The organism is Halalkalibacter flavus, assembly GCF_036663575.1.
Lineage (GTDB): Bacteria > Bacillota > Bacilli > Bacillales > Bacillaceae_D > Halalkalibacter > Halalkalibacter flavus.
Genome location: NZ_JAWRVK010000043.1, coordinates 23,528 through 38,190 on the forward strand (window position 1 = coordinate 23,528; position 14,663 = coordinate 38,190).

Genomic DNA, 14,663 nt, shown 5'->3' on the forward strand with positions numbered 1-14,663 from the left:
CCCTCCTCAAAAAGTATTTAGAGACCCGAATGGATTTTACCATATTTTTGTAAAAGTTTAAAATTGTTTTGTTTTTTTCCCTTCTAAAAACATATAAAAGGATAGCTCTCTATCAAAGAAGGAGCTATCCTTTATTTTAATTATCCAACCATTTTGTCTGACTTACCTTCATCATCCCACGCTTCAGTATTTTCAATCTCAAGCTTCTTAGGGCTGAAAGTAGGATCAAGTCCTTGTGCACGCTGTTCTTCATAATCATTAAGCACTTTGAAAGCAATTTTCCCTAATAATACTATAGCTATTACGTTAATAACGGTCATTAAAGCCATAAACAAGTCTGCTAGATCCCATACAAGTCCAAGGCTTGCTACCGAACCAAAAAGTACAAATCCCATTGTCGCAAAACGGTAAACATTAACTGCTGTTTTGCTCTTTTTTATAAATTCAATATTTGTTTCACCATAGTAGTAGCTTCCAATGATTGAACTAAATGCAAACATAAAGATTGAAGCAGCAATAAAGTAACTAGCCCAGCCACCAATTTGTAAGCTAAGTGAATTTTGTAGCAACTGAATACCTTCAGCTTCACTTAAGTGATATTCTGTGTTTAATAAAATAATAAACGCTGTAGCTGAACAAACGATTAATGTATCAACATAAACTCCTAATGTTTGTACAAAACCTTGCTTTGCAGGATGTGATACATTCGCAGTTGCAGCTGCGTTTGGAGCACTACCCATACCAGCTTCATTTGAGAAGAGACCACGACGAACCCCCATCATAATAGCTGCACCGATCCCTCCACCTAGTGCTTGCTCAAAACCAAATGCACTACGAACAATTAACCCTAGAATAGCTGGAATTTGAGATGCATTCATTCCAACAACAACAAAGGCAATAACAATATATAAAACTGCCATGATTGGAACGATAACACTAGAGAAGTTTGCAATACGGTGTACACCACCAAAAATAATTGCTCCAGCTAATACCGTCATAACAATACCCATTACCCATGGACTCACGCCAAACGCATTATCAAACGCTCCGGCAATTGTGTTACTTTGAACAGAGTTAAAAATAAGACCGAATGTAATAGCAATTAATATAGCAAACACAATTCCCAACCAGCGTTGACCTAAACCTTTTTCAATGTAATAAGCCGGACCTCCACGATAAGATTCTTTATCTTTTATCTTGTATACTTGAGCTAACGTACTCTCGATAAAACTTGTGGCACCACCAAGCAGGGCAACAATCCACATCCAAAAAACAGCACCTGGACCACCTAGTGCAATCGCAACTGTCACCCCTGCTAAGTTGCCCGTTCCTATACGAGTTGCCGCACCGATGGCAAAGGACTTAAATGGACTAATGCTTTTCATTCCGTCAACTTCTGTTGATCTTTGGGTAACAACACGGAACATCTCACTTATGCTTCGAAACTGCATAAAACGAATTTTGAATGTGAAATACAATCCAGCACCTAGCAACCCACCGATAACAACATACGTCCATAAAAAGCCATTAAGAAAATCAATCATTGCTTGCAATATTAGAACACCTCTCTTTTTTGAATTATCTAAATTGTTTTTCCAATATACACTAATAATCGAGAACTTGTAAACATTAAGTGTCAGAAAATTTAGCAAACTTTTATTCCATTTCTTGCTTTTCGACTCCAATAATCATTTATCTAACGTATCATTGTAGATTTTGCTGATTTTCATACAAGAAAGGAGTACAGATCCATTTAACTAATGTAAGTTTTCAAATAAAAAAAGAGGAGATCCTCCCCTCTCACCAAATCATCCATTATTTTAATATAATAAATCGCTACCGTGAAAAAGCTTTTCCTTTTATAAATTACTCCAGCTATAGGCAAGAAAATCATAGGCTTCGTCCTTCAAATTAGCTCCACCTATATCAACTTCACGTAACAAAAAACCATTCTTCTCTAAAATTCTTTTCGATCCGTGATTGTGACTTGTTGTCTTTGCACTAATTTCCATAATTTCGTACTTCTCCTTTAATAATGTCATAATCATTTCGACACTTTTAGAGGCAAGTCCGTTTCTTACGTACTTTTTACCAATGCGGTATCCAATGTCAGCTGAGAAAAACGGCTCCTCTTTGACATTAAAAAGATTGATTCGACCTATAATTGTGTTATCTCCTGATAAAATCAAGTAATATTGTCCCTCTCCCTTCTCATGCTCCACTACCAATTCGGTTAAAAAAGTTAAAAATTTTTCTCTTTTGTAATAGTGATCGCCTCTTCCAGGTACCATTTCCTCAAAGAACGGTCTGTTTTCCAGCTCAAACTTTAGTAATTGCTCAGCATAATCCAATGATAAAGGTACTAATTTTATTTCCATGTCCGTCTCCACCCACTTTCACAAATGAAAATCAGCTTTATAAACTATCATACTTAGTAACACTCGTTGTATGATTACGGTAAGAATCAAACCCACTACACATAATACCATTCCATTTCTTTCAGTCTTTTCCCTTTCAATTTGGATACCAAAACAAAAAAGTGACCCTACCATTTGTAGGAGTCACCATTTGCTTTCAATTATAAAATGGATCTTATCGAAATCCCTTCTACTTGCAACGTCCTTCTCAGCTCTTGAGTAAACTCAAGAGCTTTTTCTCCGTCCCCATGGACACAAATCGTATCTGCTTGAATAGGAACGACCGTACTGTCTACCGCTCTAACTGTGCCAGATTTAATCATCATCACAACTTGGTCAATTGCTTGGCGCACGTCATGTATGAGGGCATGCTCGTGTGTGCGCGGTGTTAACGTTCCATTTGCTTGGTACGTCCTATCAGCAAACACTTCATTGGCCACTCTTAAACCAATGCTCGTTCCCGCTTTTGTTAGCTGACTACAGGATAAGCCGAATAATACTAGATTACGGTCAACATCATACACGGCCTTTGCAATAGCCTCAGCAACTGCTCGGTCAGTAGCTGCTAGGTTAAATAAAGCCCCGTGCGGTTTCACATGCTGCATCCTAACCCCTTCAATATCACAAAAGCCTTTCAATGCACTAATTTGATAAACAACAAAATTATAAATGTCCTCTGGATTCGTTTCAATTAGTCGCCTGCCAAAGCCTAATAAATCTGGGAAACCCGGATGAGCACCAATTTTTACTCCTTTGGCAGTAGCCATTTTTACCGTTTTGGCCATCACATTATGGTCACCAGCATGAAACCCGCAAGCAACATTTGCCGAGGTAACATGGTCTAATATTTTTTCATCTTGACCAATTTTATAAACACCAAAACTTTCACCTAAATCACAATTTAAATCTACACTCCTCATTAAAATCCTCCATTAAAAAAGTTGTGGAATCATTTCCGTCAGCGTACGAACACCAAGATAGGCAGTTAACACAACAACAATCGCACCAAAAATGGTCATCCAAACCGGATGTTTATACTCCCCTACAATGCTTACACGATGAGCCGCTAACAATATACACCCAAGTGTAAGTGGCAAAATCAATCCATTAAATGCACCAGCTAATAAGAGTAAGGCAACCGGTCGCCCAATTAGTGCAAAGACGGTTGTAGAGAAGACTATAAATCCTACCGTCCAATAGTTTTTGTTTCTTTCAATACTCGGATGAAAAGTTGTTAAAAACGATACGGATGTATAGGCTGCACCAATCACGGATGTGATTCCAGCAAACCATAATACTAGACCAAAAATTCGATAGCCCACTTCGCCTGCTGCGATTTGAAAGACAGACGCCGTTGGATTATCTGGATTTAAAGCAAATCCTGCTGACACCACCCCGAGGATAGCTAAAAATAAAATGACCCTCATAATAGAGGCTACAACAATTCCGGTTACTGCTGTATTTGTAACATAGCGTAAATTCTCACGCCCTGTTATTCCAGCATCTAAAAGTCGATGACCACCAGCAAATGTAATATAACCACCAACTGTCCCTCCAACGATTGTAATAATCGCTAAAAAGTCCACTTCTATCGGGACAAATGTCCGCAAGACTGCTTCTGTGTATGGTGGAGCACTAACAAACATGACATAAGCTGTTAGCAAAATCATCAAGGCCCCTAAATAGCGCACGATTTTATCCATTGCCATATTGGCTTCTTTTAATAAAAAGATAAAGATGCAAATAACCCCTGTCATAACGGCACCAACTGTCGTATCAAGTCCTAACAGAGCATTGACTCCAAGACCTCCGCCAGCTACGTTTCCAATATTAAAGGCAAGTCCACCTAGGACGATAAAAAAAGCAACAACATACCCTAAACCCGGAAGAACGGAATTTGCTATTTCTTGACCGCGCATTTTTGATATAGCAATGATTCTCCAAATGTTAATTTGTGCCCCGATATCTAAGATAACCGATGCCAATATAACAAAACCAAAGCTTGCTAATAACTGTTCTGTAAAAACAGCTGTTTGTGTTAAAAAACCTGGACCTATTGCTGATGTTGCCATTAAAAAAGCAGCTCCGGTCATGGCACTTAACCTTTCTTTCGGTGTCATTTGTTCATTTTGAAGTGATCTTTGATTATTCATTTTGATCTTCCTCGCTATAATAGAATTGCCTTGCCCATTCATAGACATGGATAATCCAGTTTTGTAAAATAAATGATAGCGTTCTTCCTATTTTGTCTTTAAACATTGATGAGGTGTTACTGTTGCAAAACAAAAACAAAACTGTTGTAAAATCGTTAACCATTCTAAACCTATTTCGGATTCACTCACGGCTGACTTTAAATGAAATTGTCCATCTAACTGAAATTCCAAAGACTTCGGCTCATCGGATGATTGGTTCTCTTTCTGATATGGGCTTTCTTACAAAAGATAGCGACGGCTATTATTCTCTCGGTTTGCTATTTCTTGAGTTCGGTCACCTCGTCGCTGAGCGAATCGATCTTCGTAAAATTGCAAAGCCTCATATGGAAGCCCTAAGAGATGAAGTAAACGAAGCTGTTAATTTAACAATGCGAGACGGTGATGAAGCCGTTTATGTCGAAAAATTAGATACAGACCATCCTGTAAGACTTTTCACAAAAGTAGGCCGGCGATCACCTCTTTATACAGGTGCTTGTTCCCGAATTATTCTTGCTTACACCGATGAGAAAGAACAAGAAGCGTATCTACATAATATAGAACTTAAACCATTTGGAACAAAAACAATTGTAGATAAAGACGTTCTAATGGATACTTTGAAGCAATCGCGTATGAACGGGTTTGCTATAAGCTACTCGGAACTTGAAAATAATACCATCTCCATCGCTGCTCCTATTTTCAACTTAAGTGGTCAGGTTATTGGTGGACTAAGTGTCGCAGGACCTGAACTACGTTTTTCGGAAGAACGGATAACTGAGCTTGTTGAGAAAGTTAAACAAACCGCCAATAACATCTCAAAAGAACTCGGTTTTAACAAACAACCTATGTAGACATTTGTTTCAACAATATACCTGCTTTTAGTTCTTTTAGATCCATTTCCCTTTTTAGCAAAAGCCTTTCAGCTTCAAATATCGATACAGATTTAAAGCTTATACGTTCTCCTGGTTTTAATTGAGCAATCATTGGTATATCAACGTCAATCACCTGTCCTATTTTTGGATATCCTCCTATCGTTTGTCTATCTGCAAGGAGAATAATCGGATTCCCATCTGGGGGAACCTGAATAGTACCAAAAGTAACTGCCTCTGAGAGTAATTCCACTTGCTCTTCCAGCCTTAATAGTTGGCCCGAAAGCCTATACCCCATTCGATCAGATTGGGGGGTTACTTTAAACTTGCAGTGAAACAGATCTTCCCGGCTCTCTTTTGTAAATTGTTCGAAATGAGGACCTGGTATGATTCTTACAACTTGTTTAGGTCTATGAAAAAGGTAGGGTTCTATGCCCCAGTCTGTCGTGCAAAAAGTAGCATTCTTATGTTCATTCTCTTCAAAGAAGGGCAATATATTCTTTTGTTTCTGATATGTAATAACATCTCCCGGTTCTAAAGCTCTTCCATGATAGCCACCAATGCCAGCCCGGAGATAGGTACTTTTACTCCCCATGACTTTTGGAATATCAAATCCTCCAGCGACAGCCAAGTACCCTCGACACCCTGCCTTTGCAGGTCCAAAAGAAAGGACACTATCTCTCTTTACATAGATAGGCCTATGTATGGGAACTGGCTTTTGATTGATCGTTGGTGAGAGATCTCCTCCGCAAATGGCGAAAATTGTATCTGTTTCAAATTTTAAAGAAGGACCGGCTAACGTCATTTCTAATGCAGCTTCTCCTTCCTCATTTCCAACTAACAAATTAGCAAGCCTTAAGGAAAGAGGATCCATTGCTCCACTCATAATGACTCCATGTTTTTGAAAGCCCGTTCTTCCAAGATCCTGAATCGTTGTTAAAAGACCTGGTTTGATTACCTTTAGAGCCATTACGAGCCCTCCTTATAGTCGTCATACTCCTCAACTGTTATTGGCTTAAATCTCACAACATCTCCGGATTCCAGTAAACTTGGTGGTGTCTTATCTTTTAAAAACAAGTCCAAAGGAGTCCTTCCAATAATTTGCCAACCCCCTGGAGTAGAGAGTGAATAGACTCCCGTTTGCATTCCAGCTATTCCAACAGAACCTTGAGGTATTTCTATTCGTGGCTTTTTCTTTCTAGGTGTTGCAATTTTCCCAGACATTCCTCCTAAATAAGGAAAACCTGGGGCAAATCCAACCATATAAACAAGGTAATCCCCACTAGAGTGAATCTTTACAACTTGCTCAGGAGAAAGATTATTATGTTCTGCGACATAGTCAAGGTCAGGACCAAAAGCCCCACCATAACAAACTGGTATTTCAACAATTCTAGTTCTGTGTTTATCTTTTTTTTCTAAATTTTGTATTGCTTCTTTAAGGGAAGCACAGACGAAATCAGATGGTGACTCAACGTTTGTATGATTTACCTTTCTTTCTCTTTTATATATTTGGATAGGATCATAAAAAATCGTTACACTCGTAAACGAAGGAACGGTTTCTATTAGACCGACAAACGAATGATCCTGTAGGTAATTTGTTAAAGCTTTTACTTTTTCATGCAAATCAAAACAAATCTCCTCACCAAAAGAAACCACTACTGCGGACTCACTTAACCTAGTTATCTTAACCTCTTTGTCAAGCTTGTTAATTAATTGTACCAAAGTCTCCCCTCCCCAAGTTCCGAATATCGGAACATGTATTCCATATATCAGTCTTTGTAATAATTATAATTATCAGATATTGAAAATGCAATTTTAAAAATCTGTTTGCGTAAAGCTTATTGCTGTGAAGAAACGTTTTTTCTCGTAGTGAAATGGAGCGAGCATGTGGAGAACACGTACCCCCAAAAAACAACAAAGTTAAGATTACACACATCGCGACATAGATATTTTACATATTTCCGAGACCTTTTATACGATGACAAAAGGGATCTCCCAATAGATCTGTTCATGACCTTTGGGAAATCCCTTCTTAAAGTTTGCTTTTAATTTCTTTCAAAATAACGGGTCATCTCAACAATCATGGCCCCCATTCTCTCCAGTTCAGGTGCCACAACTCTATCAATGCCCTCTTCGTTCAATGCCTCTGTTGTTACCTTCCCAACAGCGACTGCAAGTACGTTCGATCTAAAAGCTTCTAACACTTGTTCTAAATACTGTTTTTCTTTTACATACTTAAAGAAGGAGCGAACTTGGATGGCTGCAGTAAAGCATACGGCATCTATTTCAGAACGAAAGAGCTCTTGGCAAAGTTGTTCAACCGTATCAAAGTTTGGGTCAACATGCTGATAAGGCAATACTTTCATGACCTCTGCTCCTGATTCCTCCAAATAGTTAATCAGCGCAGGAGCATTCTCACCATGAAGCTGTACCATGACTTGTTTCCCCTTAAAGTCAATTCCTTCTAATGACTGTATCAATCCTTTTATTGTTCCGTCATCATCCTTTACATCCGGTGTAACGCCTATTTTTTTTAGAGCTGCAACTGTCTTATACCCTCTCGAGGCTATCTTGGCATCATTCACAACGTTCATAAATGAGCCCTTTAGTTTTAATTCATCAGCAAGCTCTAAAAGAGCGTTCGTACCAATACCAGTCGTGAAGATGATCCAATCAAATTGCTTTTTTACAATCTTTTGTAAATCCTCTTTTACTTGATCGTCCGCTTTGAACACGGTCCCTTGAAGAGATCGTACTAAAGGTGCTCCATTTTGCTTTTCAATTAATGTACTCATTTCTTCTGTCTTTCTTGATGCTGCAAGGACAATCTTCTTTCCATTTAATCCAGTCTTCATCGTTTCACTTCTTTCTCTATGATAATTTCATTATATTAATTATAAGCCTTTATTCGACATAAAAAAAAGTTCAAACCAAAATTGGCTTGAACTTTTTTGAATTTACTATTTATTTAATTGATTATATTGATTAACAATTAACGTAAATAAACGACTATTTTGATCTAATTTAGTAACTTCCATTATTGCTGTTTCTAACCCTTTTTCTTTAATAAGATTTTGGATTTGAACAGCCTCTTCATCTGTTTTTACATCATAATGTAATGCTGCTGCAATAGCCTTTACTAAATAAACAGGATCATCGCCAACCATTTCAACAAATTGCTTTGCTGGTCCTATGAGACGATCATTAGGTCCCAATTTACGTAAAGGACCTCTCCCCACTCTCGTGACATCGTCAGCTAAGTTTGGATTTAAAAAACGGTTAATGATTTTGTCTATATAGACGTTGTGTTCTTCTACGTTAAATGAATGTTTTTTTGAAAGCAATAGGCCTGTTTCTTGTAACGTTTTTTCAAGTAAATCTTTAATCTCTTCATTTGCTAATGCTTGATCTATTGTTTTCATACCAGCTTGGTAACCTAAATAAGCAGCAACAGCATGACCTGTATTTACAGTGAAAAGTTTTCTTTCAATAAAAGGGTTCAACTCATCAACATACGTAACGCCTGCAACTTCTGGGATATCGCCAATCATCTTTGACTGTTCAACGACCCATTCATAATATTTTTCAACCATCACTAATAGCTTATCTTCGTTTACTTGATTTGGAACGATTCGGTCAACCGCAGCATCTGGGAATGCAAAATATTGATTAAATGTCATTTTTTCAGTATCTGATAAGTTCTTATAAACATGTTCCTTCAAGAGGGTACTGCCACCAATCAAATTCTCACATGCAATGATATTTAATGGAGTTTTGTTGCTTTCTAAACGCAAACTCAACCCATCTTGAATACTTTTAGCAATAATCGGTAAAATGTTTGGCCCAACTGCTGTTGTTACGATATCAGCTTTCACAATCGCCTCTTTGACTAGTTCTGGGTCTTGCATACTATTAATAGCTGAAACATTTTTTATTGTTACTGTTTCTTTCGATTGATCAGCAAGAACAACATTATACTCTTTACGTTCATTAATTAAATCAACGATTTCCTTATTTACATCAACAAAAAACGTTTCATATCCAGAATCATATAACAAAGATCCAATAAATCCGCGACCGATGTTCCCAGCTCCAAAATGTACAGCTATCATATTAGTTCACCTCTTCAAAAATTTCGAGGATTTCCTCCGTTGACGTTGCTGATACTATTTTCTCTACATTTTCCTCTTCTGAACAAACAATCGCAATTTGTGATAAAATATCTAAATGCTCATCACCCTTACCTGCAATTCCAATTAGAAGCTTAACTTCGTTTCCTACACCGAACTCTACCCCATTTGGCACTTGAATAATCGCAATTCCTGATTCTTTTACCGATGCTTTTCCCTCTTCTGTACCATGTGGAATAGCTACAAAATTACCCATATATGTTGATGTTAATTCTTCTCTCTCTAACATTCTGTCAATATAAGAAGGTTCCACATACCCAAGGTCAACTAATAATTCCCCAGTCATTTTAATCGCGTTTTCTTTTGTATCAACCTCTTTGTTTAATAAAATGTTTTGTTTTGCTAAGATTGGTAATGACATAATTAAATACTCCTTTTAGTTGTTTTTTCTATAAAAAAGTTTTCTAATTTCGTTGCTAAATAGGATGAAATTTTATTCTCATCTTTCGATTCAAAGCGTAAAATACTTAATTCATTTTCAATTATTAATGCACTTATATGGCTTAGAACTTCTAATGAAGCAGTCGATAATTCCTTAGGTGAGAGCATTAACAACACAGTTTCAACTTCCATTTCAGATTGATCCATCGCGCTAACTAGTTGCGGCCTGCTCATCGCATGCACGGTAAACGACGGTTTTACAACAGTATCGCTTCTCGTATGGTACAACGCTAACCTTGTATTTGGGATCCCTAACCCACCCATTGCCTCACGTCTCACTAAATCTTCTAATAAAGCTGATACATCAGAAACAATTTCTTCTGTCTGTAGTTTCGTACATGCATTCTTTAGCAATTCAGGGATAGCGATTTCATTTTTATAAATAGAAACTGATAATCCTTGCAAAAGTGAAATAATCGTATCAGAATATTCCTTTAACACTTGCATTCGTTCTAGCGTATTTTCCTTTTTCGTAAATGAAGGATAATCCAACTCATTATTAGAAAATGGCTTACCAACTCTCTTTTTTTTATGAATATAGGATTTAACTTTTTCTACTTCATCAGTGGTTAAAATAGGATTCACTACAATGTAATCTCGTTTTAGCTCAGGAAGTCGAATGGTAGATAAAATCACATCGTATTTCGTATCATTCATCTGGTTAAGCTCAAACATCGAAACATTTTGACACTCTTTTATTTCAGGAATTTCTTTTTGCAGCCTTGTTGCTAACATTTTTGATGTACCGATTCCACTTGAGCAAACAATTAACGCTCTTAACGAGTCATGTTCGTTCTTACCTAAAATGACAGAGCCGAAGTGAAGAACTAAGTAACCTACTTCTTCTTCTGGCACTTCTAATTCAGATAAGACTACTTCGACTCCACCTTTTACTATTTCAAATAACTCAGCATAGTCACTTTTTATTTTTTCTAAAAGTGGATTTGTAATCCCCATATTTTGCTTAATACGAAAGATTGCTGGGCTTAAGTGTGCCACTAACCCTTGTAAGAGTGCATGGTTATTCGCTAAAGGTACGCCTGTTTTTTTCTCAACATAGTGGATAAGGCTTTTTGCTTTTAGGGCGGTTTGAAGACTCGTATCTTCGATTATATATTCTTTATCGTGTCTTAACTTAGCGCCACGCAGATGCATCGTTATATAACCAACTTCAGCTTTAGGAATTTTCGTCTGGAACACACCCTCTAGCTTAGCAATGATCTTCTCGGCTATCTTGAATTCAGGTGTAATTTGCAATTGCTCTAAATAACTTTGATCGATTGAAATGTTCTCTCCTTGTAATATTCGCTCCATCGCTAACGCTAAGTGTACGACTAACCCCATATAGGCACTGTCAGCTATTGAGTAAGGTAGTTCATTGTTTATTTCCTCAATCACCTTCTCAACAATATGCAAATTCCTTTTTTCAACTAAACCTAATAATCTTTCAGAAATAAGCTCGGTTTGTTGCGTAGATTTCTTTTGAATGTTCTCCCTAATCAACGACAATAAATCAAATTCATCTACATTTTCTGAAATAATTTTGCTCATTGCTTTTCGCTTAGCTGTTTCATCACCAGCTATCTCAACACCATACCCTCTTTTTCTAATTAGCGAGAGATTCGTATACTTTTGCAACTGCTCTTCTACTTTGTTTAAGTCATTACTAACAGTAGCAATGGTGACATTTAAGTCACTTGCTAAAGCAAGCAGCTTAACAGGCTCGATCGATTCCAGTAGTGTACACAGAATAATCGTTTGCCTTTCCTCGGGTGTATATTCATTGTGCGTAACATTAAAAAGAAATAACTTTACATTCTCAATCTGTTCTTTCTCTCCAATGATTTGAACACCGACTCCAGATTTCTTTATTAGCCGTAAGTCATACTCTTTTAAAATGTCTTCAACGCCTTTAAGATCGCGGTGAACCGTTCGCACACTGACATCGATCTTCTCAGCAAGTCCTTTTACTGTTATTTCTTGATCTGATGCAAGTAGATATTCAAGAATTTGCCTTTCCCTTGCCGTAATGTAAATAATATTCACCTCACTCAAAAGCTAATTGATGACAAAATTAAAGTCAGATAACTACATTTTTATCTTAAATGAGTTATTTTATTGATTCAATTAAAGGATATTTCAATTTCGTCTTTGCTATTGTTGCCATAATTTAAAAAGATTGAGTTACAGTACACTCATTTTTAAAGGCTGTTTTCGCATACATTGTTGTTTTTTGGGGTACGTGTTCTTCTCATGTTCGTTCCACCTGAGCTCCAGCCACTTCACTACAAAAAAAACGTTTCTTCACAGCATCACTCTTTAAGAAAACAACCTTTTGAAAAGAGCACACCATAAATGGCATGCTCTTCTGTCTGAAAAATAAGCAGATATTCGATGAAAGAATTACTTCAGTTTCTCAATAAGCTCATCATACTTTGGACTGTTCAAGAAGTTTTCTACTGAAATATGAACAGCTGTTGGTAATTTCGCTTTCGCGCGATCTGTTAGATCCTTGTGTGAAATAACGATGTCTGCGTCATTTGGAATATTGTTAATAGCCGTGTTTGTTACATCGATTTCTAGACCTGCTTTTTTCACTTTATTTCTTAAGATCGATGCCCCCATGGCACTAGAACCCATACCTGCATCACACGCAAAAATAATCTTGTTTACATTTTCTTTCACAATTTCATTGTTATCTGCTGCTTTTACGTCTTCTGTTTCATCTTTGTTCACTAAAACAGAAGCTCTGCTTTCTTTCCCTTTTAATGCAGAAGTTTTCTCTGTCGCTTTTGCTAAATCTTCTTCACCCGTTAATTTTGAACTCTTAAGGATAATCGAAGCGATAATAAACGATACAGCAGTAGCAGCAATAACACCAGCAATAACAGCGAAATATCCACCTCTTGGTGTCATAGCTAACACCGCAATAATACTACCTGGCGATGGTGCAGCAACAAGTCCACCATTAAATAACAATAGTGTGAATACTCCTGTAGCACCACCTGCGATGGCAGCGATAATTAGTGCAGGTTTCATTAGGATGTACGGGAAGTAAATTTCATGAATCCCACCAAAGAAATGAATGATTGCCGCACCAGGTGCAGATTGCTTTGCCATTCCTTTACCAAACAACATAAAAGCAAGTAAAATCCCAAGACCCGGTCCAGGGTTTGCCTCTAATAGGAATAAGATCGACATTCCCTCTCGCGCTGCTTGCTCAATTCCAATAGGACCTAAGATTCCATGGTTTATTGCGTTATTTAAGAATAATACTTTTGCCGGTTCAATTAAAATACTTGCAAGTGGCAATAAGTTGTTTGTTACTAAGAAATTCACTCCAGATGCTAACGTTTGGTTTAACGTATAAACGATTGGGCCAACCCCAACATATGCAATAATTGTTAACGCTCCTCCAATAATACCTGCAGAGAAGTTATTCACTAACATTTCAAAGCCAGACTTAACCTTATTCTCAAAATACTTATCAACTTGCTTAATAAGCCAACCTCCAAGTGGCCCCATAACCATTGCTCCAAGGAACATTGGGATATCTGCACCAACAATTACCCCCATTGTTGCAGTAGCACCAACTACCCCTCCTCGCAGGTCATAAACCATTCGACCACCAGTAAAACCAATTAATAGAGGTAGTAAGTAAGTGATCATTGGACCAACTAGCTCAGCTAAACTCTCATTTGGTAACCAGCCAGTAGGAATAAATAATGCGGTAATAAGTCCCCATGCGATAAAAGCTCCAATATTCGGCATAATCATGCCACTTAAAAAACTACCAAAGCGTTGAATTTTCACTTTGAAATTTGAATTATTTTTTTGTGAATCCATCTTTCTATCTCCTTTCGGAAAGCTGCTTTTGCTTTGCTCTTTCCTATACCCTTATGATAAAGCGGTTACAGAGGAGATTCCATCTATAGTAAAGGTCCTTTTGTCAATTGAATTGTTGCCAAAATTAAAGACGTATATATAATTGTCCTTTTTTTGTCAAAGAAGGTATAGGCTGATATAAATATAGAGATACTGAGCGCTCTTACTACAAAAAAGAAGACGAAAATCCAAAATGATTTTCGTCTTCTTACTATATTACTCTTAATCCATTATCACATAAATCGCTTCATCTACTACTTCAACATCATACTTCTTCACACAGCCTACATCTGGCGCCTGAACTTTCCCATCTTTCATGCTGATCTTCCAATCATGAAGGGGACAAAAGACATGCTCTCCACTAACGATCCCTTCAGATAGCGGTCCTCCTTTGTGAGGACAGCTATTTTGAATCGCACGAATCGTTCCATCTTTTTGTTTGAACAAAGCAATTTCTTCTCCCAATACGTTCACTCTTTGACCGATTCCTACTGATAAATCTGAAACATTCGCTACATGAATCTTCTTTCCACTATCAACTTTACTCATATAAGTCTCCCCCTCCGATTAAGAAAGCACTTCTACTTGCTTCTTCTTGAATTCTTGTTGTAATTCTTCTTTCTCAACAATTTCCTTCCATGGATCTTTTCCAGTTGAAAGAGCGACGTCCAT

13 protein-coding genes are annotated in these 14,663 nt (G+C 37.4%); 1 reads left to right on the forward strand and 12 read right to left on the reverse strand.

The genetic code is table 11. The annotated features are described in order from the left end of the window. Positions 1–140: 140 nt before the first annotated feature. From SAY88_RS20600 to SAY88_RS20615, 4 genes are all read right to left on the reverse strand, one after another. Positions 141–1,544 carry an alanine/glycine:cation symporter family protein gene (locus SAY88_RS20600; RefSeq protein WP_332634034.1) on the reverse strand — a complete coding sequence of 468 codons (1,404 nt, stop codon included), beginning with the start codon at positions 1,542–1,544 and terminating at the stop codon, positions 141–143. Positions 1,545–1,859: 315 nt separating this feature from the next. After that, positions 1,860–2,378: a GNAT family N-acetyltransferase gene (locus SAY88_RS20605; RefSeq protein WP_332634022.1), complete on the reverse strand. Its 519-nt coding sequence runs from the start codon at positions 2,376–2,378 to the stop codon at positions 1,860–1,862. A gap of 200 nt (positions 2,379–2,578) precedes the next feature. Then, entirely contained in the window at positions 2,579–3,337 is a 759-nt protein-coding gene (locus tag SAY88_RS20610; protein WP_332634023.1) for a LamB/YcsF family protein, read from the reverse strand. A 12-nt stretch (positions 3,338–3,349) separates the two neighbouring features. Then, a complete protein-coding gene (locus SAY88_RS20615) occupies positions 3,350–4,537 on the reverse strand; it encodes an NRAMP family divalent metal transporter (RefSeq protein ID WP_332634035.1) in 1,188 nt (395 codons plus the stop codon). A gap of 155 nt (positions 4,538–4,692) precedes the next feature. Here SAY88_RS20615 and SAY88_RS20620 point away from each other — a divergent pair, with 155 nt between their 5' ends. After that, positions 4,693–5,457 carry an IclR family transcriptional regulator gene (locus tag SAY88_RS20620; RefSeq protein WP_332634024.1) on the forward strand — a complete coding sequence of 255 codons (765 nt, stop codon included), beginning with the start codon at positions 4,693–4,695 and terminating at the stop codon, positions 5,455–5,457. On the opposite strand, the gene SAY88_RS20625 is transcribed toward SAY88_RS20620, so the two are convergent. From SAY88_RS20625 to nirD, 8 genes are all read right to left on the reverse strand, one after another. Further along, entirely contained in the window at positions 5,450–6,445 is a 996-nt protein-coding gene (locus tag SAY88_RS20625; protein ID WP_332634025.1) for a 5-oxoprolinase subunit C family protein, read from the reverse strand. The two genes, SAY88_RS20620 and SAY88_RS20625, sit on opposite strands and share 8 nt — an antisense overlap. Continuing rightward, entirely contained in the window at positions 6,445–7,197 is a 753-nt protein-coding gene (gene pxpB, locus SAY88_RS20630; RefSeq protein ID WP_332634026.1) for a 5-oxoprolinase subunit PxpB, read from the reverse strand. Before pxpB ends, SAY88_RS20625 begins: the two co-directional genes overlap by 1 nt. A 323-nt stretch (positions 7,198–7,520) precedes the next feature. Beyond that, positions 7,521–8,330, reverse strand: a complete 810-nt coding sequence (locus SAY88_RS20635) for a uroporphyrinogen-III synthase (protein WP_332634027.1) — start codon at positions 8,328–8,330, stop codon at positions 7,521–7,523. A gap of 105 nt (positions 8,331–8,435) precedes the next feature. Then, complete coding sequence (locus tag SAY88_RS20640; RefSeq protein ID WP_332634028.1) at positions 8,436–9,587, reverse strand: mannitol-1-phosphate 5-dehydrogenase; 1,152 nt, start codon at positions 9,585–9,587, stop codon at positions 8,436–8,438. Position 9,588: 1 nt separating this feature from the next. Continuing rightward, positions 9,589–10,026 carry a PTS mannitol transporter subunit IIA gene (locus SAY88_RS20645; RefSeq protein WP_332634029.1) on the reverse strand — a complete coding sequence of 146 codons (438 nt, stop codon included), beginning with the start codon at positions 10,024–10,026 and terminating at the stop codon, positions 9,589–9,591. Positions 10,027–10,028: 2 nt separating this feature from the next. Continuing rightward, positions 10,029–12,152 carry a BglG family transcription antiterminator gene (locus tag SAY88_RS20650; RefSeq protein WP_332634030.1) on the reverse strand — a complete coding sequence of 708 codons (2,124 nt, stop codon included), beginning with the start codon at positions 12,150–12,152 and terminating at the stop codon, positions 10,029–10,031. A 357-nt stretch (positions 12,153–12,509) separates the two neighbouring features. Beyond that, entirely contained in the window at positions 12,510–13,952 is a 1,443-nt protein-coding gene (locus SAY88_RS20655) for a PTS mannitol transporter subunit IIBC (RefSeq protein ID WP_332634031.1), read from the reverse strand. A 261-nt stretch (positions 13,953–14,213) separates the two neighbouring features. Beyond that, on the reverse strand, positions 14,214–14,540 hold the full coding sequence (gene nirD / locus SAY88_RS20660) for a nitrite reductase small subunit NirD (RefSeq protein WP_332634032.1): 327 nt from the start codon (positions 14,538–14,540) through the stop codon (positions 14,214–14,216). Positions 14,541–14,663 lie beyond the last annotated feature (123 nt).

Excerpts from the sequence above, each read along its gene's own strand:
- SAY88_RS20600 (WP_332634034.1), bottom strand. The coding sequence starts at position 1,544 with ATGATTGATTTTCTTAATGGCTTTTTATGGACGTATGTTGTTATCGGT.
- SAY88_RS20605 (WP_332634022.1), bottom strand. The coding sequence starts at position 2,378 with ATGGAAATAAAATTAGTACCTTTATCATTGGATTATGCTGAGCAATTA.
- SAY88_RS20610 (WP_332634023.1), bottom strand. The coding sequence starts at position 3,337 with ATGAGGAGTGTAGATTTAAATTGTGATTTAGGTGAAAGTTTTGGTGTT.
- SAY88_RS20615 (WP_332634035.1), bottom strand. The coding sequence starts at position 4,537 with ATGACACCGAAAGAAAGGTTAAGTGCCATGACCGGAGCTGCTTTTTTA.
- SAY88_RS20625 (WP_332634025.1), bottom strand. The coding sequence starts at position 6,445 with ATGGCTCTAAAGGTAATCAAACCAGGTCTTTTAACAACGATTCAGGAT.
- SAY88_RS20635 (WP_332634027.1), bottom strand. The coding sequence starts at position 8,330 with ATGAAGACTGGATTAAATGGAAAGAAGATTGTCCTTGCAGCATCAAGA.
- SAY88_RS20640 (WP_332634028.1), bottom strand. The coding sequence starts at position 9,587 with ATGATAGCTGTACATTTTGGAGCTGGGAACATCGGTCGCGGATTTATT.
- SAY88_RS20645 (WP_332634029.1), bottom strand. The coding sequence starts at position 10,026 with ATGTCATTACCAATCTTAGCAAAACAAAACATTTTATTAAACAAAGAG.
- SAY88_RS20655 (WP_332634031.1), bottom strand. The coding sequence starts at position 13,952 with ATGGATTCACAAAAAAATAATTCAAATTTCAAAGTGAAAATTCAACGC.
- nirD (WP_332634032.1), bottom strand. The coding sequence starts at position 14,540 with ATGAGTAAAGTTGATAGTGGAAAGAAGATTCATGTAGCGAATGTTTCA.